The sequence below is a fragment of the Maribacter arenosus genome (genome assembly GCF_014610845.1).
Taxonomy (GTDB): Bacteria; Bacteroidota; Bacteroidia; order Flavobacteriales; family Flavobacteriaceae; genus Maribacter_A; species Maribacter_A arenosus.
This window is the reverse complement of record NZ_JABTCG010000004.1, coordinates 589,214-610,213: the sequence shown is the minus strand read 5'-3', so window position 1 is coordinate 610,213 and position 21,000 is coordinate 589,214. Positions and strand designations below refer to the sequence as shown.

At 40.0% G+C, this 21,000-nt stretch carries 20 protein-coding genes; 11 read left to right on the top strand and 9 right to left on the bottom strand.

Going from position 1 to position 21,000, the window contains the following annotated elements:
- Nucleotides 1–20: 20 nt before the first annotated feature.
- The 11 genes from HPE63_RS13610 (at nucleotide 21) to HPE63_RS13560 (ending at nucleotide 9,597) form a co-directional block, all read left to right on the top strand.
- Complete coding sequence (locus HPE63_RS13610; protein WP_188314813.1) at nucleotides 21–896, top strand: sugar phosphate isomerase/epimerase family protein; 876 nt, start codon at nucleotides 21–23, stop codon at nucleotides 894–896.
- A gap of 51 nt (nucleotides 897–947) precedes the next feature.
- Nucleotides 948–1,919, top strand: coding sequence for a sugar phosphate isomerase/epimerase family protein (locus HPE63_RS13605; protein WP_188314812.1), 972 nt, complete (start codon nucleotides 948–950; stop codon nucleotides 1,917–1,919).
- 23 nt (nucleotides 1,920–1,942) lie between these two features.
- Entirely contained in the window at nucleotides 1,943–2,662 is a 720-nt protein-coding gene (locus HPE63_RS13600; RefSeq protein ID WP_188314811.1) for a ribonuclease activity regulator RraA, read from the top strand.
- A 214-nt stretch (nucleotides 2,663–2,876) separates the two neighbouring features.
- Nucleotides 2,877–3,305: a SoxR reducing system RseC family protein gene (locus HPE63_RS13595; protein ID WP_188314810.1), complete on the top strand. Its 429-nt coding sequence runs from the start codon at nucleotides 2,877–2,879 to the stop codon at nucleotides 3,303–3,305.
- Between the two features lie 6 nt (nucleotides 3,306–3,311).
- Complete coding sequence (locus HPE63_RS13590) at nucleotides 3,312–4,202, top strand: Fe-S cluster domain-containing protein (RefSeq protein WP_188314809.1); 891 nt, start codon at nucleotides 3,312–3,314, stop codon at nucleotides 4,200–4,202.
- Nucleotides 4,195–5,523, top strand: coding sequence for an electron transport complex subunit RsxC (gene rsxC, locus HPE63_RS13585; protein WP_188314808.1), 1,329 nt, complete (start codon nucleotides 4,195–4,197; stop codon nucleotides 5,521–5,523). Before HPE63_RS13590 ends, rsxC begins: the two co-directional genes overlap by 8 nt.
- Before the next feature lie 2 nt (nucleotides 5,524–5,525).
- Nucleotides 5,526–6,536, top strand: a complete 1,011-nt coding sequence (locus tag HPE63_RS13580) for an RnfABCDGE type electron transport complex subunit D (protein WP_188314807.1) — start codon at nucleotides 5,526–5,528, stop codon at nucleotides 6,534–6,536.
- 2 nt (nucleotides 6,537–6,538) lie between these two features.
- The gene (locus HPE63_RS13575; protein WP_188314806.1) at nucleotides 6,539–7,135 is read left to right on the top strand and encodes an RnfABCDGE type electron transport complex subunit G; all 597 of its coding nucleotides are present in this window, start codon (nucleotides 6,539–6,541) and stop codon (nucleotides 7,133–7,135) included.
- A 5-nt stretch (nucleotides 7,136–7,140) separates the two neighbouring features.
- Nucleotides 7,141–7,746 carry an RnfABCDGE type electron transport complex subunit E gene (locus tag HPE63_RS13570; RefSeq protein ID WP_188314805.1) on the top strand — a complete coding sequence of 202 codons (606 nt, stop codon included), beginning with the start codon at nucleotides 7,141–7,143 and terminating at the stop codon, nucleotides 7,744–7,746.
- Between the two features lies 1 nt (nucleotide 7,747).
- A complete protein-coding gene (locus HPE63_RS13565; protein ID WP_188314804.1) occupies nucleotides 7,748–8,323 on the top strand; it encodes an electron transport complex protein RnfA in 576 nt (191 codons plus the stop codon).
- A gap of 245 nt (nucleotides 8,324–8,568) precedes the next feature.
- On the top strand, nucleotides 8,569–9,597 hold the full coding sequence (locus HPE63_RS13560; RefSeq protein ID WP_188314803.1) for a LacI family DNA-binding transcriptional regulator: 1,029 nt from the start codon (nucleotides 8,569–8,571) through the stop codon (nucleotides 9,595–9,597).
- On the opposite strand, the gene HPE63_RS13555 is transcribed toward HPE63_RS13560, so the two are convergent.
- The 9 genes from HPE63_RS13555 to HPE63_RS13515 form a co-directional block, all read right to left on the bottom strand.
- Complete coding sequence (locus tag HPE63_RS13555) at nucleotides 9,592–11,205, bottom strand: UxaA family hydrolase (RefSeq protein WP_188314802.1); 1,614 nt, start codon at nucleotides 11,203–11,205, stop codon at nucleotides 9,592–9,594. The genes HPE63_RS13560 and HPE63_RS13555 overlap by 6 nt on opposite strands.
- A 7-nt stretch (nucleotides 11,206–11,212) precedes the next feature.
- On the bottom strand, nucleotides 11,213–12,655 hold the full coding sequence (locus HPE63_RS13550; RefSeq protein ID WP_188314801.1) for a tagaturonate reductase: 1,443 nt from the start codon (nucleotides 12,653–12,655) through the stop codon (nucleotides 11,213–11,215).
- Nucleotides 12,656–12,680: 25 nt separating this feature from the next.
- On the bottom strand, nucleotides 12,681–13,976 hold the full coding sequence (locus tag HPE63_RS13545; protein ID WP_188314861.1) for a TRAP transporter large permease: 1,296 nt from the start codon (nucleotides 13,974–13,976) through the stop codon (nucleotides 12,681–12,683).
- Complete coding sequence (locus tag HPE63_RS13540) at nucleotides 13,976–14,440, bottom strand: TRAP transporter small permease (protein WP_188314800.1); 465 nt, start codon at nucleotides 14,438–14,440, stop codon at nucleotides 13,976–13,978. Before HPE63_RS13540 ends, HPE63_RS13545 begins: the two co-directional genes overlap by 1 nt.
- Before the next feature lies 1 nt (nucleotide 14,441).
- Nucleotides 14,442–15,419: a TRAP transporter substrate-binding protein gene (locus HPE63_RS13535; RefSeq protein WP_188314799.1), complete on the bottom strand. Its 978-nt coding sequence runs from the start codon at nucleotides 15,417–15,419 to the stop codon at nucleotides 14,442–14,444.
- A 53-nt stretch (nucleotides 15,420–15,472) separates the two neighbouring features.
- Entirely contained in the window at nucleotides 15,473–16,900 is a 1,428-nt protein-coding gene (gene uxaC, locus HPE63_RS13530) for a glucuronate isomerase (RefSeq protein ID WP_394355022.1), read from the bottom strand.
- Entirely contained in the window at nucleotides 16,893–17,678 is a 786-nt protein-coding gene (locus HPE63_RS13525) for a gluconate 5-dehydrogenase (RefSeq protein WP_188314798.1), read from the bottom strand. The genes uxaC and HPE63_RS13525 overlap by 8 nt, the downstream gene beginning before the upstream one ends.
- A 257-nt stretch (nucleotides 17,679–17,935) precedes the next feature.
- A complete protein-coding gene (locus HPE63_RS13520) occupies nucleotides 17,936–18,556 on the bottom strand; it encodes a response regulator transcription factor (RefSeq protein ID WP_188314797.1) in 621 nt (206 codons plus the stop codon).
- Between the two features lie 754 nt (nucleotides 18,557–19,310).
- Entirely contained in the window at nucleotides 19,311–20,981 is a 1,671-nt protein-coding gene (locus HPE63_RS13515) for a PorP/SprF family type IX secretion system membrane protein (protein WP_188314796.1), read from the bottom strand.
- Nucleotides 20,982–21,000: the final 19 nt, after the last annotated feature.

Genomic DNA, 21,000 nt, shown 5'->3' with positions numbered 1-21,000 from the left:
GTCAATTAGGACAAATAAAAATGGTAAAAACATATATCTTGAATGTACTGAACTTTTTTCTACCTTTTTTGTTCGTAATGGTTCAGTACTCCTATGCACAAGGTTTTGACAAAATTGAGTTTAAAAACACCTACCCTTGGTGTATTGTCGCGTATGATTCTTTAGAGCGTTCCCCTAAAGAAAGAATCGCATTGTTAAAAGAAATTGGATTTAACAAATACGCCTATGATTGGCGAGACAAACATTTGGACGATACCTATGTAGAGCTTAAGCTGGCCACTGAAAATAATATAGAAATAGTTTCGGTTTGGCTGTGGCTCAATGCTAAAAGGGATTCCCTTAATTCCCTAAGCGATGCAAACCAACGAATTTTGGGTATTTTAGATAGCCTCAACCTCAAAACTACATTGTGGGTAAGTCTTAGTGAAAATTTCTTCGAGGACCTCGCCTACGAACAATCGCTATCAAAGGCTATTAAAATAGTTGATTTCATAGCTATAAAAGCGGCCGAACTTGATTGCAAGGTCGCATTATATAACCATAGTGGATGGTTTGGAAATCCATTCAACCAATTAGAGGTAATAAAAGCCCTGCCACAGCATGAATTGGGCATGGTCTATAATTTTCATCATGCGCATGGGAGTATTGAAGATATTCCTCAAATAGCGAATGCCATTACACCTTATTTAATAGCTGTAAATCTTAATGGTATGAAAAAGGATGGAGACAAAATCTTACCCATAGGTAAGGGAGATTATGAAAAAGAAATGATCAGGACATTTATAAAATCAGGATTTATGGGACCTTGGGGAATTTTGGGACATGTAGAAAACAAAGATGTAAAAAAGGTTTTGCTTGAAAATATTGATGGCCTAATTTCCTTGCAAGTCCAATGAAATGGCATTAATCATCAAAAAACTATAAAAAAAAGTAAAGTATATACTCAAATGAAAAAAACGGCACTTCGAACAAGACGAAATTTTATTAAGCAATCGACTATGGCCGGTTCGGCTCTTATTTTTCCAATAAAAAGTATTCCTAAAGGTTTATTTGGATTTGAAAATTCCATAAACAATGGGTTAAAAGTGCATTTGTTTTCCAAACATCTTCAATTTCTAGATTATAATGGGATGTCGGAAGCTACCTCAGAAATGGGTTTTGATGGTCTGGATCTTACAGTAAGACCTGAAGGCCATGTTTTACCCGAAAGGGTTGCAGAAGATTTGCCGAAAGCTGTTGAAGCGATGAAGAAATTCGGACTGCACCCACAAATGATGACTACCAATGTTGCCGATGCCAATGATCAAGCAAGTCGCACTGTTTTGGAAACGGCCAGTCAACAAGGATTGAAATATTACCGAACGGGATGGCTTACTTATCCTGAAGACAGGTCGATTGCAGAAAGTCAGTCTATATACGCCGAACAATTCAAAGACTTGGAAATGCTCAATAAAAACCATGGATTGATAGGATGCTATCAAAACCATGCGGGCAACCATGTTGGCGCCCCTATTTGGGATCTACTTCCCATCTTAAAGGCTACTAGAAATGAACATATGGGTTGTCAATATGACATTAGGCATGCCGTGGTAGAAGGTGGTAGTAGTTGGGAATTGGGTTTACGACAAATTCAACCTTTTATAAAAACCATCGTGATAAAAGACTTTAAATGGGGGACCATCAATGGTAAATGGAAGCCTATCAACACGCCCTTAGGAAAGGGCATGGTAGATTTTGATCGCTATTTTAGCTTACTAAAAAAATATAAGATCAATGTTCCTATTTCCCTTCATTTCGAGTATGAACTCGGTGGCGCTGAACATGGTGCCTCAAAAATTACCATGGATAAAAAAGCGGTTTTCGACCAAATGAAAACTGATTTAAAATTTCTCAAAGAAGCTTGGCAAAAAGCCCAGTAACCCATTAAAACTCGTTAATCAAGATGGCATCTACAACAACAAAAGACAAACTTAAAAGAGTAAGTACTGCAACAATTGCCACATGCCTATTTAAAAGAGGATTGAGGCATCAATTCATACAGGATGTAAAGCCCTTGAAATTGAATAAGCCTACCATGATCGGTGAAGCGTATACCCTAAGATATATTCCCGCTAGGGAAGACTTAAACCCGATAGAAGTATTTAAGGACCCCAAACATCTTCAAAGGATCGCCGTAGAAGAATGCCCCAAAGGGGCCGTCATGGTCATAGATAGCAGAAAAGATGCCCGGGCAGCATCGGCCGGTTCAATTTTAGCCACGCGTTTAATGGTAAAGGGCGCAGCCGGTATAATCACCGATGGTGGTTTTCGAGATTCTGCCGAAATTGCGGAATTAGCTCTACCATCCTACCATAATCGCCCTTCTGCACCTACCAATTTAACCCTCCATCAAGCGATTTCAATCAACGAACCCATTGGGTGCGGAGATGTGGCCGTTTTCCCTGGGGACATTATAGTGGGTGATGATGATGGTGTCATAGTTATACCAGCACACATAGCGGATGAAGTGGCCGACGAATGCTTACAAATGACCTTGTTTGAAGATTTCGTCATGCATAAAGTTAAAGATGGACAATCGATAATCGGACTTTATCCATTGGTCGATGAAAAAATGAGCGTGGAGTTCGAAGAATGGAAAAAAACGAAACAAGAAAGGCAATAAAATACTGAAGATAGTACTGAAATTGTTATAAAGGCTATGCGCATATAATTTCACCCTTTTTTATAAATGGATTCAAGGAATAAAAGTCGGCAAATTGGTTCGGATGTGTTCTAGACAAGTGGGTCCAAATCCAAATCCTGACATAAGTCATAAAATACCTTAACTGATAATCTTAATTTTATCGCTTCAATTAAAGTGATACAAAACCATTTCAATGGATTCGAAGTTGGCAAGCGAAGAGGCATACATACATTCCGGTGTCGTTTCAAAAAAGAGCGGTAGTTCTCTTATTGTCTCTTTGGATGAGAATGTGCATTGTGAGTCCTGTCGTGCCAAAGGTACTTGTGGCATCTCCGATTCAGGTTCAAAAGAAGTGGTAATATCCAATCCAACCGATTCCTTTGCCTTGAACGAACATGTTAATGTGATTTTAAAGAAAGGTCTTGGTTTAAAAGCTGTATTCTGGGCTTATATTTTTCCTTTTCTACTCGTGGTCTTGACTTTAATAATCGCTTCGGCATTTTTGGTAGAATGGATGGCAGGGGTATTATCCCTTTTGATATTGATCCCGTATTACCTTTTGCTGTATATGCTGAGGAATGACTTTAAAAAAACCTTTAAAATTTCCATTGTAAAAATTTAACTTATAATGAATGAATCCATATTAAATAGTGTTCTCTTACTAGTTTCCTTAGGGGCCGTAACAGCCTTGGTGCTGTATGTGGTCTCTAAAAAATTCTATGTTTATGAGGATCCTTTGATCGCCGAAGTGGAAGGACTATTGCCTGCGGCGAATTGTGCCGGATGCGGTTCCCCCGGTTGTAAATCCTTTGCAGAAAAATTGGTGACTACCGATGATATATCGAACTTATTTTGCCCGGTAGGAGGCAATGAGGTTATGAAAATGGTTGCAGAGGTCTTAGGAAAGGAAGTGGCAGAAAAAGACCCAACAGTCGCGGTGGTACGATGTCAGGGATCTTGTGAGGTACGGCCGAAAACGACCGAGTACCAAGGACCAAAATCCTGTGCGATCTCTTCCATGATCTATAGCGGGGAAACCGATTGCCAATATGGCTGTTTGGGCGATGGGGATTGTGTTACAGCATGTAAGTTCGATGCCATGTTTATGGATGAGACCACGGGCCTACCCGTGGTCATAACGGACAAATGTACATCGTGCGGCATGTGCGTCGAAGCATGTCCCCGTGATATTATTGAAATGCGGCCAAAGAACAAGAGGGACCTGAAGGTTTTTGTCGGTTGTTTGAACGAGGAAAAAGGAGGTATTGCAAAAAAAGCATGTGCCGTTGCATGTATAGGATGCTCAAAATGTGAGGAGGTTTGTCCAAAAGACGCTATCACCATGGTCAATAACTTGGCCTATATCGATCCAGAGTACTGCACCTTATGTAGAAAATGTGTTCCTGTTTGCCCCACCCATTCTATCATCGAAACCAATTTTCCCCCTCCAAAAGTCAAGAAAGTAGAAGCTGATAAAGTAGGTGAAGTTACATCGGTAAATCTTGTGAAAGATGCTTAAAACATTCCCAAAAGGAGGTATACATCCCCCAGAAAATAAACTGACCTCATCAAAAAAGATCAAACGGTTACCGGTGCCCAAGGTCGTTTATGTGCCCATTGCACAGCATATCGGTATTCCCGCCGAAATTATTGTAGATAGAAAAGATAAGGTTGAAATAGGACAGGTAATCGCCAAATCAGGTGGATTTGTCTCTTCCAATATCCACTCCCCGGTAGCAGGTACCGTCACGAAATTGGATATGGTCATCGATAGCAGTGGTTATAAAAAACAATGTATCGTTATTCGTACCGATGTAAAAAATGAGTCGAATTTTCAGGATATCGAATATCCCCTTAAAAAAGAGATAAGCCTTGAACCCATCGAAATCTTAAAACGCATTTCAGACTTCGGAATCGTTGGATTGGGAGGGGCTACATTTCCTTCCCATGTTAAACTGAATGTCAAAGAGGGAATTAAAATCGATTGTCTTATCATTAACGGGGTTGAATGTGAACCATATTTAACAGCGGACCACAGATTGATGCTCGAAAAGGCTGAAGAAATCATAGTAGGAATAAAAATCCTGATGAGCGCCCTTCATGTGAACAAAGCCGTTATCGGAATTGAAAATAACAAGAGGGATGCCGTTGAACTCTTTAAGCACTTAACGGCCAATGAAAAGGAAATCCAAGTTGCAGCCCTACAGGTAAAATATCCACAAGGTGGGGAAAAGCAATTGATAAGGGCTATTTTGAAACGGGAGGTCCCAAAAAATGGTCTACCCTTGGATGTTGGGGTGATCGTACATAACGTCGGTACTATTTTCGCCATTTATCAAGCCATACAGCATAACCAACCATTGATCGAACGAGTAGTTACGGTAACCGGTAAAAAACTTGGAGACCCTTCTAATTTTTGGGTAAAAATAGGGACTCCTATCAATGACTTGATCGAGGAGGTGGGCGGTATGCCAGAAGGCACACGGAAAATAGTGAACGGCGGCCCAATGATGGGTAAGGCGATAAAAAATACAGATGTTCCGGTCACCAAAGGCACATCGGGTATTCTAATCATAAATGAGGATGAAGCCAGCAGGGGTGAAGCTAAGAATTGTATACGCTGTGGCGAATGTGTCGACGTTTGTCCCATGGGATTGGAGCCCCACTTGTTAATGAATCTAACTGAAAAAGGAATGTATGAAAAAGCAGGACAAGAGGATATCATGACCTGTATCGAATGTGGTTCCTGCAGTTACGTCTGCCCTTCCCACAGGCCATTATTGGATTATATCCGATTTGGAAAAAATATCACCAAAAAACTAGCATCTTCTAAAAATTAAGTATGGATAGCCCCCAAATTGTTATCTCCGCCTCCCCCCACGTACATTCCGATAGAACTTCCAAGAGAATAATGTATGATGTGGTCATTGCACTGATACCTGCATTTTTGGTGTCTTTGTATGTATTTGGCTATAATGCTTTGATAGCGACGTCGGTCGCCATTTTTTCATGTTTGTTGTTTGAGTATCTGATCCAAAAATATCTCATGAAGACCGAGGTGACCATTACGGATGGGTCCGCCCTTTTAACCGGAATCCTACTGGCATTCAACATCCCTGCCGGTCTCCCAATTTGGATGATCATCGTTGGTAGTTTGGTCGCAATAGGAATCGCAAAGCTCTCTTTCGGTGGTCTCGGATTCAACGTGTTCAACCCAGCGTTGGTAGGACGGGTGTTCTTATTGGTTTGTTTTCCCGTACAAATGACCCTCTGGCCAACCGCGGTAGAAAACAACACATCTTTAGCAGACGCCGTATCCGGGGCAACTACGTTGGGGATTATCAAGGATGGTTTACAATTTGGCGAAACAATGACCGAAATAAGCGCCAAGATTCCTTCGAGTGTCAATATGCTATTGGGGATTACAGGGGGTTCTATTGGCGAAATGTCCGCCCTCGCCCTTATTCTTGGCGGGCTCTACCTCATTATCCGAAAGGTTATTTCCTGGCATATACCTGTAATGATATTGGTCACTATAGGCTTAATGACAGGCATTTTCTGGTTTATCGACCCGGAACACTATGCGAATCCGATAATTCATCTTTTATCTGGGGGTGCCATTTTGGGTGCATTTTATATGGCGACCGATCTGGTCACTAGTCCTATGACAAAAAAGGGAATGGTGATTTTTGCCATTGGTATCGGAGCTATAACGGTTGTAATCCGGTTGTTCGGGGCCTATCCTGAAGGAATCTCATTTGCCATATTAATTATGAATGCCTTTGTTCCTTTGATAAACAACTACTTTAAACCACGCAGGTTCGGTTCAAAAATAAAAGCCAAAATAACATAGGAATGAGCCAGAAGAAATCAACATTTTTGAACATGGCCCTAGCCCTCATTGTAATAACCATAGTGGCCGGATTCTCATTGGGATTTGTGAACGACCTTACCTTGGAACCCAAGGCAAAGGCCAAATTGGCCAAAAAAGTCAACGCCCTTAAGATGGTTTTACCGGTTTTTGATAACGACCTGGTCTCGGAAATGGTCCGAATTAAATCTGAAGTTGTAAAAGACAGTATAGAGATTTACCCTGCCTATCTTAACGGGAAATTCGTAGGAGCGGCGGTCATCGGAGCCTCTGAAAAAGGATTCAGCGGATTAGTAAAAATCATGGTCGGTTTTAAACCTGATGGAAATATTCAGGATATTGTTGTCTTGGAGCAAAAAGAGACCCCTGGTCTAGGCACCAAAATGAAAGAGGAAAAGTTCTTGGGACAATTCAGGGATAAAAACCCTTCCAGTTTCGATTTAAAAGTGACCAAGGATGGTGGTGAAGTGGATGCATTGACAGGCGCCACGATAAGCACCCGGGCCTTTACCGAAGCTGCCCAAAGCGCCTATAATGAATATGTAGAAATAAAGGAATCTCTAACCAAAGCCAATAAGTAGGAAAAATGTCCAAAACCATAAATCAAAAGGAAAATTTCTTAAAAGGCATTGTTAAGGAAAACCCGGTCTTTGTAATGCTCTTGGGTATGTGCCCCACTTTAGGGGTTACCTCATCCGCGTTCAACGGATTGGGCATGGGCATTGCCACCTTGTTTGTTTTATTGATGTCGAACACCGTTGTATCCTTAGTTAAATCACAAATACCGAGCAAGGTGAGGATCCCGGCCTTTATTATCATCATCGCTTCCTTTGTGACCATTGTGGAAATGGTGTTAGAGGCCTTTATCCCATTTCTTTATGAGCAACTCGGAATCTTCATACCATTGATCGTGGTCAACTGTTTGATCTTGGGAAGGGCCGAAGCCTTTGCCTCAAAAAACAATTTGAAATCCTCGGTTTTGGATGCCTTAGGCATGGGCATTGGTTTTGTAATTGCATTGACCGTATTGGGCGCTGCACGTGAAATCCTTGGTAATGGAAGTATCTTCGATTTTAAGTTCATTCCCGAGGACGCCAATACCTTTATTCTTTTCATTTTACCTCCAGGCGCATTCATAGCCTTGGCCTATCTCGCGATTCTGTTTAATAAACTAACCGTTAAAACAGCTTAAAATGGACTATATCGTAATACTCATTGCCGCTGTATTCGTCAATAATATTGTACTTGCACAATTCTTGGGAATCTGTCCCTTTTTGGGCGTTTCGAACAAAATATCGACCTCGATCGGTATGTCAGGGGCCGTAATGTTCGTGATGACCATTGCTACTACGGCGACTTATTTATTGCATAACTATATTTTATTGCCTGCCGGATTGGATTACTTACGTACCATTACCTTCATTTTGGTCATTGCGGCATTGGTGCAAATGGTTGAAATCATCCTCAAAAAAGTAAGTCCCCCCTTATACCAAGCCCTAGGGGTCTTCCTCCCTTTGATTACCACGAATTGTGCCGTTCTTGGTGTAGCCATTTTGGCTTTGGGACTTGAAGACAGCAGTCTTTTAAAGGCCGTTTTCTTTGCCTTCTCCCATTCACTTGGTTTTGGTTTGGCGCTAATAGTTTTCGCCAGTATCCGTGAATATTTAGAGCTCGCCAATATACCCGAGGGCATGAAAGGAGTTCCAATCAATCTATTGGTCGCCGGTCTATTGTCATTGGCCTTTCTAGGGTTTACCGGTTTGGTCTAATTTCTTATGTGAAATACATTTTGTCGCATAAAAAATTGGAATTTTCAATCGTCGATTTTAGTTGTCTCCCTTGGTCTAAAATTGCCATTCGAATAATTAGAAAACCATCTTGAATTTGAACAGGTCCAAAGTATATTTTCACCTTTAATTACCCTATATTTATCTCTTATTGCGTGTTCGTGCAATCGATAACGCAATCGACATTTAATTTGGCCCGAATATATTTTTTCATTGAAAAGAAATAAATGAGTAAAAAAACCACCATTTATGATATCGCGAAGGCATTGAACATCACCGCCGCTACAGTGTCAAGGGCGCTTAATGACAATCCAAGAATTAGTTCGGATACAAAAAAATTGGTGCTTGAGACCGCGAAGAAATTAAACTATAAACAGAATAGACTGGCCTTGGCCTTAAAGAGTGGCAAAAGTAAAAACGTCGGCGTGGTATTGCCCATTATCAACAGAAATTTTTTCTCGAATGTTATCCGTGGCGTCGAAGAGGAGTTGAATCCCATGGGGTATAATGTTATTATTTGTCAAACCCATGATGATGAAAAGAAAGAAGCGGATGTTATACAAAACCTATTGAATGCCCAAGTGGATGGTATCATAATGTCCATTGCCAGGCATACCAAGAACACGGGACATTTCGAACAGGTTCTTAAGAAAAATGTACCCTTAATATTCTTTGACCGTAAAGTGGATATCAAAGGGGCCAGTTCCGTAACCTTGGATGATTATCGTGGGGCATATGAAGCTACCCAACATCTGATCGATCAAGGGTGTGCCAAAATAGCCCATTTTACTGTAGATCGTTCTTTGGAGATATACAAAAATAGATTTGAGGGGTACAAGCAAGCCTTGTTGGATAGCGACATTGGTTTTAACGAAAAGTATCTATTAGGGCTTGAAAGTAAAATAGAGGCAGGTAAGGAAGCAGCCAAAAAATTAATGGAACTTGCCGATCCACCAAATGCCCTGTTCTCGGCAAGTGACCTTGCAGCATTGGGGGCCATACAATATCTTAAGGAAATTGGCTTATGTATACCCGAAGATTTTTGTGTGGTAGGCTTCAGCAATGAACCCTTTACCCAGTTTATGGAATTACCGATTAGTTCGGTAGATCAATCACCCATGTTAATGGGAAGAACTGCAGCAAAAGTTTTTTTGGAACAAATTGATTCTGATACCGTTAAGACTAAAAAGCGAATCGTGCTTGCACCTAGTCTTAAAATACGCAAATCCTCATCCAGATCCAATCCTACCTTATAATGAAACCCCTCGTTTCCAAGGAATAAAATCATCTTGTCCCAATTGGTCTGCTTTGGACATAACCTCACCACTTGCCACCTTGATTACATAGTCCATAATCTCTTCGCCCATTTCCAGTATGGACTTTTCACCGCGTATCACAGCACCGGTATCAATATCGATAATATCCGGCATACGTTCTGCCAAAATCGTATTGCTCGAAACTTTTAATACAGGAGCTATCGGGTTTCCGGTAGGTGTGCCCAAACCTGTTGTAAATAACACAATATTAGCTCCAGAACCCACCAAACCCGTGGTACTTTCAACATCATTGCCAGGGGTGCATAACAAATTAAGACCAGGTTTTGTAACATATTCGGCATAGTCCAATACAGCTTCAACGGGCGAAGTACCTCCCTTTTTAGCTGCCCCGGCAGATTTCATCGCATCGGTAATCAAGCCATCTTTAATATTCCCTGGAGACGGATTCATATCAAAACCAGAACCGACATTTTCTGCGGATTTTTCATAATCCTTCATTAACTGCATAAATCGTTGACCATCGACATCATTCACACATCTATTCACCAGCTCTTGTTCAACACCACACAGCTCGGGAAACTCTGAGAGAATTGGAGAACCGCCTATGGCAGCCAATATATCGGATGCATAGCCCAGGGCTGGGTTGGCCGATATGCCCGAAAATCCATCCGAACCGCCACACTCCAATCCCATTTTCAATTTTGAGAGCGGTGCTGGTTTGCGTTCTATTTCATTCGCCTTCTTAATGGCCTCAAACGATTCTTTAATGATGGTGTTCAACATATGGTCTACCGTACCCAATTGTTGTTGTTCATAGATGAGTACCGGTTTCTCCAAATTATCATCAATATTCGATAATGCCTTTTTAAAGATATCGACCTGTAAGTTTTGACACCCTAAGCTCAAGACCGTTGCCCCTGCGACATTGGGGTTTTTCACGTATCCTGCCAATAATTTTGCCAAGGTCTCCGAATCTTGACGAATTCCGCCACAACCCCCTTGATGGGTGATGAATTTAACCTCGATATTCTCCAAACTTCGGGAGGAATGGTTCTCATTTTCTATATCAACCTGGCTTGTATTCCCACTGATGAGATTTCGGAGTAGTTGTTGTTGTTTGCTTACTTTACCTATGGAAAGCTCTTTTTCGAAAATATCCTTAAGTACCTCTATATTTCTATTTTCACAAAACACCAACGGGAAGAACAACCATACATTTGCCGTACCTACTTGACCATCGGGTCGATGATACCCCATAAAAGTCCTGTCTTTCCATTTTTCAATGGAAGGAGGGGTCCATGAAACATTCGCAGTTTTTTCACTTACAGGATTTATCTGATGTTTTACATTTTCCGTGGTCAATAATCCCCCTCTGTGAATTGTTGTAACGGCCTTTCCTACCAGTACGCCATACATATAGATTTTGTCATCTGGTTGTAAATCGACGAGTGCTATTTTGTGTTTTGCCTTGGTATGTGACAATACAACAAGTTCCTCCCCTTCGAATTGCAATTTATCCCCTTGTGCTAAATCAACAAGGGCCACAACAACGTTGTCTTCCTTTTGAATTCTTATCAACTTTTGCATAAAATGGCTATTTATTCTTAAATGTAGTAAAACCTTCTTTTATTCCTTTTTCATCTATACTCCGCAATGCCTTGGAAATTTCATCTTTAAGACCCGTAATTTGTGTAAGGTCTTCTCCCCAATATTCCACTTTCGATAAAACAGCCCCGCTTATTTGGGCATAATTCTTTAACTGCCAGATGCTAGCCATATCGTTAACGATTTCAGCATCATCGTTAACGGGCAATGCCTGTTCATTATAACTACCCTTATAAAAACGGATTAAACAGGCAAAGGCAAAAACCATGTGCATAGGTAAACAGTTCTTTCTTTTTACAAACTCCAAAAGGCTTGGTAAAACCCGGACTTTGAACTTTGAAATAGAGTTTAAGGCAATACTAGATAATTGATGTATTATAAAAGGATTTCTAAATCGGTCGAACACGGCTTCAGCGAATGCTTCCAATTCAGCCCTGTCCATATCCAAGGTCGGGATTATTTCATCATATACCAAAGTGCGGATAAACGGTCCGGTAAAAACTTCATCAACACTTTCCTTTACGGTTTTGTTACCATACAAGATGGAAAAGGGTACCATGGCCGTGTGCGCCCCATTCAATATACGAACCTTCCTAGTCCGGAACGGTTGCATATCTTTCACAATTTTGACATCAAGATCCGTTTTATGAAAGGGCAACTTTTCCTTCAGTCTTTCATCTCCTTCAATAACCCACAAAAAAAAGGTTTCGGCACTTACGATCAAATTGTCCTTATACTCCAATTGGGCATTGTAAGTTTCTATTTGATCACTGGGATAACCAGGGACAATTCTGTCAACCAAGGTATTATGGAATGTGCAAGCAATCAAAAGCCAGTCTTTAAACCCGTCCTCCAACTTCCATTGGGCTATGTAATCGAGTATAATCTTTCGTAAGGTATCTGAATTGTAATTGATCAATTCACAAGGAATTATGGTAAGACCCTTGTCGCCAGCACCCTTGAAATGGGTATAACGCTTATATAGTAATACCGTAAGTTTAGCAGGAAACGAACTCGGAGGTTGCATATCAGGGGTGTCGGTTTCGACATATGCAATGCCGGCTTCCGTGGTATTCGATATGATAAATTGTAATTGCCCCTCCTTTGCCAATTCAAGATATTGGTAAAAATCCGTATAGGGATTTATGCCCTTCACAATATTGGTATTAAGTTCTTTACTTTCTACTTCCTTACCGTCCTTTATTCCTTTGGTAAATAGGGTATAAAGCCCATCTTGATCATTTAACATGGAGACCATCCCTTTGTCGATAGGCTGTACAACAGCTATACCCCCATTGAAATCCACTTCTTGGTTCAACTTTTGAATTGCGGGTTCTATAAAGGCCCGTAAAAAATTACCTTCACCAAACTGAATTATTTTTATGGGTCGGGTTTTCGATAAATTGGTGACTTTTCTATTTAGTAGTTGCACGGATTATATTTTTATAAAATAAATATTATAGATCAAATAAACTTGGCAACCACAAACTCAGTTGTGGAAAATAAGTCACCAAGAAGAGGGCAATCATCATTGCAATGAACAATGGTAAAAGAGGTTTGAATACTTTCTCTATGGTCGTTTTGGCAATACCGACACCCACAAAAAGCACGGAACCTACGGGAGGTGTACACAGCCCAATACAAAGATTAAGCACCATAATGATTCCAAAATGAACGGGGTCTAAACCCAATTTTGTGACTACCGGTAAAAATATCGGTGTAAAAATCAATACGGCGGGAGTCATATCCATAAAAATACCTACGAATAATAGCAATAAATTGATAATCAATAAAATAACAATCTTATTGTCGCTCAAGCTCAACAATCCCGTGCTTATATCTTGTGGAATATTCTCATAGGAGAGTGCCCAGGACATACACATCGACGCTCCGATTAATAGCATTACTATAGCTGTGGTCGATGCTGAATCCAATAAAATCTGGGGTAGTTTTTCAAAGGTAATCTCCTTATATACGAAGCCCAAGATCAAGCTATACAAAACAGCTATTGCAGAGGCTTCGGTTGCCGTAAATATACCGGTAACAATACCGCCGATAACCACCACTAGCATAAGCAAACTTGGCAAGGCATCGACGAACGTTTTGAACATCTCTTTTAAACTACTTCGTTTTCCTATTTTATACTTTTTCTTTTTGGCCCAAACCGAAGCTACGATCATCAAGAACAAACCGGTTAAAATACCAGGAATATAACCCGCCAAAAACAAGGCTGCGATAGATGCACCCCCACTTGCCAAGGAGTATACTATTAAAACGTTGCTTGGGGGTATGACCAAGCCTGTAGTGGCAGAGGTAATATTTACCGCAGCACCAAACTCGCGGGAATACCCTTCTTTTTCCATTTCCGGACCGAGAATACTCCCCATTGCGGAAGCCGAAGCCATGGCCGATCCCGCAATTGCGCCCATCAGCATGGCAGCGATCACATTGATCAATGCAAGCCCCCCAGGGAGGGATCCTACCAAGGTTTTCGCATAGGCTATAAGTCGATGTGCAATGCCTCCCTTGTTCATTAATTCACCAGAAAGTATAAAGAATGGTATGGCCAGCAACGCAAAACTATCGAGACCGGTCGCCATACGTTGTGATACTGTAGTAAAAGCCGGTATTGCAGGAATACTTACCAACATCGTCAATAGGGAAGAAATAGCAATGCTCCAAGCAACCGGGGTTCCCATCGCCAATAGGCATATGAAACTTATGATCAATACTAAAATAGGTATATTTTCCATCATGATCTAAGGTTTAAAAGATCCGATACTTTATAGTAAATGATCAAAAGACCACTTATTGGGATAATCAAGTACACCACTGCCAAAGGTATTTGCAGCGCCGGGGATTGTTGCCCCAAAATATGGGAGATATAAACCAATCGAGAACCCCCTACGATGAATGCGAAAAACACGAAAAGTATTATAATTACCGTTACTATGGTCTTTAACTTTTTTTGTGTTCTGACAGGGGCTCGTGAAGGCAGAATATCAATGGCTACATGCATATTCTTACCAGAGACGAAGGCGGCTCCCAAAATCCCTATCCATATCATGAGATACCGGGCCAATTCATCGGTAAACGAACTTGGGTTACCTGTAACATATCTTGTAAAAACCTGCCAGAGTACATTTATGACCATAATAGACATGATGACCACCAAAGTTCTTCCTAGAATTTTATCGATCCGTTTTCGTAATGCCATTTTAATTGGTTTCTTTTATTTGTTGGATTAAGGGGTAGATTTCCTTATCATCCTTATAATCCTCATAAATACCTGAGACTTTTGATGCAAAAAGCGTCTTGTCGGGCCGTATGATCGTGACCCCAGCCTTTTCAACTTCGCGTAAGGCCTCAGCTTCAGCCTCTGCCCAAAGTCTCCTTTGATATTTCACCGATTCTTTGACCGATTCTGAAAGCCATTCCTTTTCTTGATTTGAAAGTTTATTCCAAATATAGGTGCCCATGAGTAAAACATCAGGTAAAACGGTATGTTCATCAAGTGAATAATATTTACAAACCTCATAATGCCTAGAAAGATAAAAACTAGGTGGGTTGTTTTCGGCCCCATCTACCACCCCTTGTTGTAAGGAGGTATAAAGTTCGCCCCATGAAATGGGGGTTGGTGAACCACCCAATTCCTGCACCATTCTTACGGCAGTAACACTTTCCATGACCCTTATTTTTTGTCCATAAAGGTCTTCCGGAGTATTAATGGGTTTATTCATGGTATAAAAACTACGGCTTCCAGCATCATAATAGCCAAGTCCCTTAAGCCAATATTTTTCACCTTCATTTAATAGGGATTGTCCTATAGGGCCATCCAATACATTAAAGGAATGTTCCCTATCCCGAAAGAGGAATGGCAGCCCCAAAACCTTCATTTTTGGAGCGAAATTCTCCAGGACACCTACAGATACCTTGGTCATATCCAAACTACCTATTTGAAGAAGTTCTAAACATTCACGCTCGGTACCCAATTGTTGACTGGGATAAATCTCCAATTTCAACTTACCACCCGATCTTTGCGACAAATCTTCCCCCATTTTCAACATGGCCTTGTGTACAGAGTGGCTAACATCCAAGCCATGCCCCAATCGTAAGGTCCTTATCGTATTTTCCGAGCCACATGCTTGGATGAGAAGAAAAAGAGATAAAGTGATAAGTTTCCCAAAGGTTTTCATATCCTAATTATTTCTGATTTTTTCATTTGAGTTTAATGGGTTGATTTGTGGTCTTAAAAATGAAAATAATCTTTGGCATTTTGATAGGAGATATCCTGTACCAGTTTTCCTATCCAGGGTAGATCATTAGGTAATTCCCCACGTTGTATTTCGTCCCCAAAAAGATTACATAACACCCGCCTGAAATATTCATGCCGTGGAAAAGACAAAAAACTCCTTGAATCTGTGAGCATACCAATAAAACAGCTAATGAGTCCCATGTTTGAAAGCGCATTCAATTGTTTGGTCATCCCATCTTTTTGATCCAAAAACCACCAACCTGAACCAAATTGCACCTTTCCCTTTATACTGCCATCATTGAAATTACCAATCATGCTGGCAAAAACTTCATTATCCGACGGATTCAAATTGTAAATGATGGTCTTCACCAATTTATCCTTACGCTCCAATGCATTTAAAAAGGCGGATAATTGTTGGGCTTGCGGATAATCCCCTATCGAATCCCACCCTGTATCAGGGCCAAGTAGGCTATGCATACGGGCATTGTTGTTTCTTAATGCCCCTAAATGGAATTGTTGTACCCAGCGATATTCGTGATACGTCTCTGACAAGAAAAGCAACAGCGCACTTTGAAATTTTGAAGCTTCGCTATTTGTGAGCTCCTGTCCAGCTCTTTTCTTTAAAAAAATGGACTGTACTTCTGCCTCTGTATAGAGTTCATAATACATCCGATCCAAACCGTGGTCACAAAGTTTGCAGCCATTTTGGTCAAAAAAGGAAATTCTACTTTTTAGGGCATCACATAGCTCATGGAACGTATTGATCTCGATGTCTGCTGCTTTCCCTAAGGTATCGATATAGGCATTATAGCCCTTATTTGAGATGAGAATGGCCTTATCTGGTCTAAAGGCGGTACTTACCTTGATATTAAAGCCACTATTTGCCAAAGTCTGGTGGTATTCCAAACTATCTATTGGATCTTCCGTCGTACAAACAACCTCGGCATTGACTTTACGAAGTAAATTTTGGCAACTATATTCTGGAGAACTCAATTTTTCCGATGTTTCCCAATATATCCTTTCTGCCGATCTTTCATTCAATAAATCATATATATCAAAATACCGTGCTAATTCCAAATGTGTCCAGTGGTACAATGGATTTCGCATGGTAAAAGGCACCGTCTTCGCCCAATACATGAATTTTTCCTTATCGGACCCATCACCAGTGATGAATTTTTCATCGACACCCATAGTACGCATGGCCCGCCATTTGTAATGATCACCATTGATCCATATCCTGGTCATATTACCGTAAATCCTGTCCTCAGCAATCTCTTGTGGAGGCAAGTGATTATGGTAATCGATTATAGGTTGGTCTTTTGCATAATTATGATATAATTCCCTTGCATATTTGTTTTCCAACAAAAAATCATCATGTATAAATATTCCGGTTGTAGTCATATTGATTTCCTTATTATTCATTAGCCGGTTTTCCAATTGTGGCCAGTATTCCGCCATCAACGTAAATGATTTGACCATTTACGAAATCACTGGCTTTGGAGGATAAGAAAACTGCAGCACCCGCAAGATCCTCTGGATTTCCCCAACGTGCCGCTGGCGTACGTTGAATAATGAATTCATTGAACGGATGGCCATCGACCCTAATGGGAGCTGTTTGCGAGGTTGCAAAGTATCCCGGCCCTATGCCGTTTACCTGTATATTGTATTTGGCCCATTCAGTTGCCAAATTTTTAGTCAACATTTTCAATCCTCCTTTCGCAGCTGCGTACGCAGAAACTGTATTCCTACCTAATTCGCTCATCATGGAACATATATTGATAATTTTACCTCCACCCCTTTTGATCATACGGTTCCCGATCAATTGGGACATGATAAACGCCCCTACCAAATCAACTTCAATGACCCTTCTGAAATCATCAATGGGCATGGTCGACGCTGGTTCCCGTTTGATAATACCGGCATTATTCACCAAGATATCTATTTCGCCACATTCGTCAACGATTTTTTTCACGATTTCTGCAGCCAATTTTTCGTCGGTGATATCGAATAAGTATCCGGAAACCTCGAATCCCTTGTTATTATAATAAGCTAGGGCGTCCTCCATTTTGTTTTTAGTGGTCCCGGTAATTACGATGGCTGCACCTGCATGGGCCAACCCCTCTGCCATAGCCATTCCCAAACCATGAGTACCCCCTGTTATCATGGCTCTTTTTCCTTTTAAGTCAAATAAATTTTCCATAATATAACGATTATCTTAACTCGTGGTTTACCATTGTTTTCAAAATATATGTAATCGATTACATAAATATAATGGATTTAATACGACTGCCAAGATATTCAGGACTAAATCTTTCTGGATTTTTCATTAATTCAAGAAACTAGATAAGTGTTATTCACGGTTGGAATTCTGAGTATGCACAACAATATCTACCATTTATTTTATTTGCTTGCTATTTCTTCTACCAAAATTAAGGAAATCAAATATTCAGCCATTGATTAAAGCTGCCTTAGTTTTGTCAAGGCCTCTGATTTAGAATTCACGTTTAGTTTTAAATATATATTCTGAATATGGAAGTTTATGGTACTTGTCGTCACAAATAACTTTTCTGCGATGATTTTGTAGGTTGCCCCACGACACAAATAGTCAATGATTTGATTCTCTCTTTCAGAGAAATATTCGTAGGACTTTCCTTGAAAATTTGAAACAACCTTTTTGATGATATCGTTACTCATGGCCGCCCCCTCGTATTTAATCGAATTCAAGGCATTATTCAGACGTTTGTTGCTCAATGGTTTGGTTAGAAAGCCATTGGCCCCATTTTTAAACGCCTTTTTAACAAGTTCAAAGTCCGATTGATTACTGATCATAATGATTTTTACATTCGGGTCCTTTTTACGATATACGCGTATGGCACCTATACCATCACGATCCGGTAAGGTGATTTCCGAAACAACAATGTCGGGTAGGGTATTATCATAGTCCAATAAGGCTTCCTTTACCGATTCATAGAGTCCGCATAAGCAATAATCCCTATAGGTTTCAAAATAAAAACGGTATCCATCGTGAAGTTGTCGATTGCTATCCACAATGATAATCTTTAATATATTTGAATTCATAACGTGGGGTATTTTCATTACATATATTTCAGTTTTCTAGATTCAGATTACTATTGAATTATTCATGCACTGGGAATTGCTATGCTTTGAAAAATCATACAACTAGGGTTAGAGCTTATTCCTAATGATTATAAATCATCAAGGAAAAACACCACTATGGAAAGTTGTTAGTACGACTTAAGAGGGAAACCTAGACGAATCCCTAAAAGCAATTCGAACTAATATGTTTCCTAACAGTAAATTTTGCGGTTACCGTGCTCCCTTTTATTCAGAAAGCTTGGATATTGAGAAGAAGTTACATCACTGTCTTTTAAACGAAAATCTTTAAATGATGTGTGATGTTGAAGAATTCTTGTACGTAACACAAATATGTGTTTGATACTTTTTGGGGAGTGTAGGTTTGTTTCCATTTCGTGGGGGGATTTGGAGGTTAATACTGGTCGATTTGTTATACAATGATAGAGAAAATTGAAATACACCCCTACTATTTGTGCGTATTTTCGTTCAAATGCACACGCATTGAATCCCCATTTACCCTAAAGCCCTTATACCATAGTAATTAAAAAGTACAGTATTTTGTGTATTGGACGACTAGTGTGCGAATGTCCGCCATTAAATAAGGAAAAGGAGGGGGTAAAAAACTATCCCCCCGGATACCCCTCCTTTTAGTAACCCAATCAGAAAAATTTATTAATTAAGAATCTCTTTACTTTAGGTGTTGTTTGATTATAGATGTGGCTACTTTAAATCGACACTAATCAGAATACAAATTGGCGGCCGTTGCTGACGGATTGTCTACCTGCATGATCCATTTCTCGTCTCGATACTCCCCTTTAAGGTTAGAAACTACGGCTGTTTCAGCATCCTTCTTAAAATCGAAATCAGCCAAATAAACGTAATGAAGCCCATTCGCCTTATTATAGAATTGTTTTGCATTCAATCCTTGATGCTTCAGATTATCCATAAAGGCATTCAAATATCTTTTGTTCTTATATACATTGACAATAACATAGTAACCCGTTTTTACACCGATTATATCGGACTGGTTCAACACCTTGATGGGCAATTTCACATACTTTTTATGTTCCAAATCATTCAATGGCTCTTGTGCCTCAAATTCATCGTCGTTGGCAACCAAGATAGTTCGACTCTCATTTCTAAACTCCTTGATATTTTCCTTGATATTATTCTTCAGATCATTTCGCAATACACGCACTATGGTTTCAAAACGTTGTTCAAATTCTTTTGTACGTACCTGCTCTACGGAATCTTGCCTTAAAATAAGTTCATCTAAAATAAGCCGGTTTTGGTATGCAAGATCATTATTAGGTTCGATATTCCCATTAATCTCAGGTTGGACCTGGACTTTATTCTTTTTCCCCTTTTTTTCTTCCCTGAGCGCAAGAATCTGTTCTTCATAATTTCGAACAATACGATCGATCTTTTCATCCTCAGAAGTACCATACCCTCCATTGGAATCATTAGTATCCTTAAAGGTGTATGCCAATGATAGTTCATGGTTAAATCCAAGATCGGCATCTTGTTGCTTAATATCCTTTTCCATTAAATACCCTATAGACATCTTTTTACTAAGATTGAAACCAAGACCCATCGATAGGCCATAGGTGTCGTCTAAGGTGGTCTGCAACCAACCATAGTTTGGTAAATCTAGGAGCACGGAGCCTAGATAGGATAAAGAATTATCACTATTCCTTCCTACCTGTAGCAACGGCATTAATCTGGCATTTTTGAACAACCCCATATTCGCCCCGAAAGAATGGGTATATTGCAACGAAGCCTTTATACTCTTATCATCTAATTGCGTCAAAAACTCATTGGTGGTTTGGTTAAACTTGAACAATTCCTCTGCATACAACCCAAAATCAAAACTTCCTACTGATAGGGTAACACCTGGTTGTATGGCAATTTTGCTCTCTTTGTTCGCTTCAAGAACTTCTGGATCATTCTCATTGGTTATAACACGGTTTTTATCAAGTCCCTCATTATAATAAGAAACATTTGTTCCAAAAGTCAATTTGCTCTTGGCGCCCAACTTTACGGCGGTGGCATAGTTGGCATTAAAACCAAACTCTTGAACAACCCCTTCCCATTGGCTATATATACCAATACCCAAGGCTGTATTTTCATTAAGGCGATTGCTAAATCCTAAGAAATAGTTCTGACTGTTATCTTCGAAAGTGGCATACTGATTCCTATGCAAGATATTTAGATACGACTTGTTTTCCCTTACCAATGAAAATGTTGGATTGATTAGAAATCTGTTGAAAAACAGTTGATTATGATAGGCGCTTCTGGAACTTAGGCCCGAACTTTCGTTTTGTGCAAATGAGGTAAAAACAGAAAAAAACATGTAAAATACCATCAGTAAGCTTAATTTATTTGTTATTGTAGTATTGTAGCTCATTTTAGTACGGTTTATTGTT

Bases quoted from the DNA above. Each gene is read 5' to 3' on its own strand.
- HPE63_RS13610 (WP_188314813.1), top strand. From the start codon at position 21: ATGGTAAAAACATATATCTTGAATGTACTGAACTTTTTTCTACCTTTT.
- HPE63_RS13605 (WP_188314812.1), top strand. From the start codon at position 948: ATGAAAAAAACGGCACTTCGAACAAGACGAAATTTTATTAAGCAATCG.
- HPE63_RS13600 (WP_188314811.1), top strand. From the start codon at position 1,943: ATGGCATCTACAACAACAAAAGACAAACTTAAAAGAGTAAGTACTGCA.
- HPE63_RS13595 (WP_188314810.1), top strand. From the start codon at position 2,877: ATGGATTCGAAGTTGGCAAGCGAAGAGGCATACATACATTCCGGTGTC.
- HPE63_RS13590 (WP_188314809.1), top strand. From the start codon at position 3,312: ATGAATGAATCCATATTAAATAGTGTTCTCTTACTAGTTTCCTTAGGG.
- rsxC (WP_188314808.1), top strand. From the start codon at position 4,195: ATGCTTAAAACATTCCCAAAAGGAGGTATACATCCCCCAGAAAATAAA.
- HPE63_RS13580 (WP_188314807.1), top strand. From the start codon at position 5,526: ATGGATAGCCCCCAAATTGTTATCTCCGCCTCCCCCCACGTACATTCC.
- HPE63_RS13575 (WP_188314806.1), top strand. From the start codon at position 6,539: ATGAGCCAGAAGAAATCAACATTTTTGAACATGGCCCTAGCCCTCATT.
- HPE63_RS13570 (WP_188314805.1), top strand. From the start codon at position 7,141: ATGTCCAAAACCATAAATCAAAAGGAAAATTTCTTAAAAGGCATTGTT.
- HPE63_RS13565 (WP_188314804.1), top strand. From the start codon at position 7,748: ATGGACTATATCGTAATACTCATTGCCGCTGTATTCGTCAATAATATT.
- HPE63_RS13560 (WP_188314803.1), top strand. From the start codon at position 8,569: ATGAGTAAAAAAACCACCATTTATGATATCGCGAAGGCATTGAACATC.
- HPE63_RS13555 (WP_188314802.1), bottom strand. From the start codon at position 11,205: ATGCAAAAGTTGATAAGAATTCAAAAGGAAGACAACGTTGTTGTGGCC.
- HPE63_RS13545 (WP_188314861.1), bottom strand. From the start codon at position 13,976: ATGGAAAATATACCTATTTTAGTATTGATCATAAGTTTCATATGCCTA.
- HPE63_RS13540 (WP_188314800.1), bottom strand. From the start codon at position 14,440: ATGGCATTACGAAAACGGATCGATAAAATTCTAGGAAGAACTTTGGTG.
- HPE63_RS13535 (WP_188314799.1), bottom strand. From the start codon at position 15,419: ATGAAAACCTTTGGGAAACTTATCACTTTATCTCTTTTTCTTCTCATC.
- uxaC (WP_394355022.1), bottom strand. From the start codon at position 16,900: ATGAATAATAAGGAAATCAATATGACTACAACCGGAATATTTATACAT.
- HPE63_RS13525 (WP_188314798.1), bottom strand. From the start codon at position 17,678: ATGGAAAATTTATTTGACTTAAAAGGAAAAAGAGCCATGATAACAGGG.
- HPE63_RS13520 (WP_188314797.1), bottom strand. From the start codon at position 18,556: ATGAATTCAAATATATTAAAGATTATCATTGTGGATAGCAATCGACAA.
- HPE63_RS13515 (WP_188314796.1), bottom strand. From the start codon at position 20,981: ATGAGCTACAATACTACAATAACAAATAAATTAAGCTTACTGATGGTA.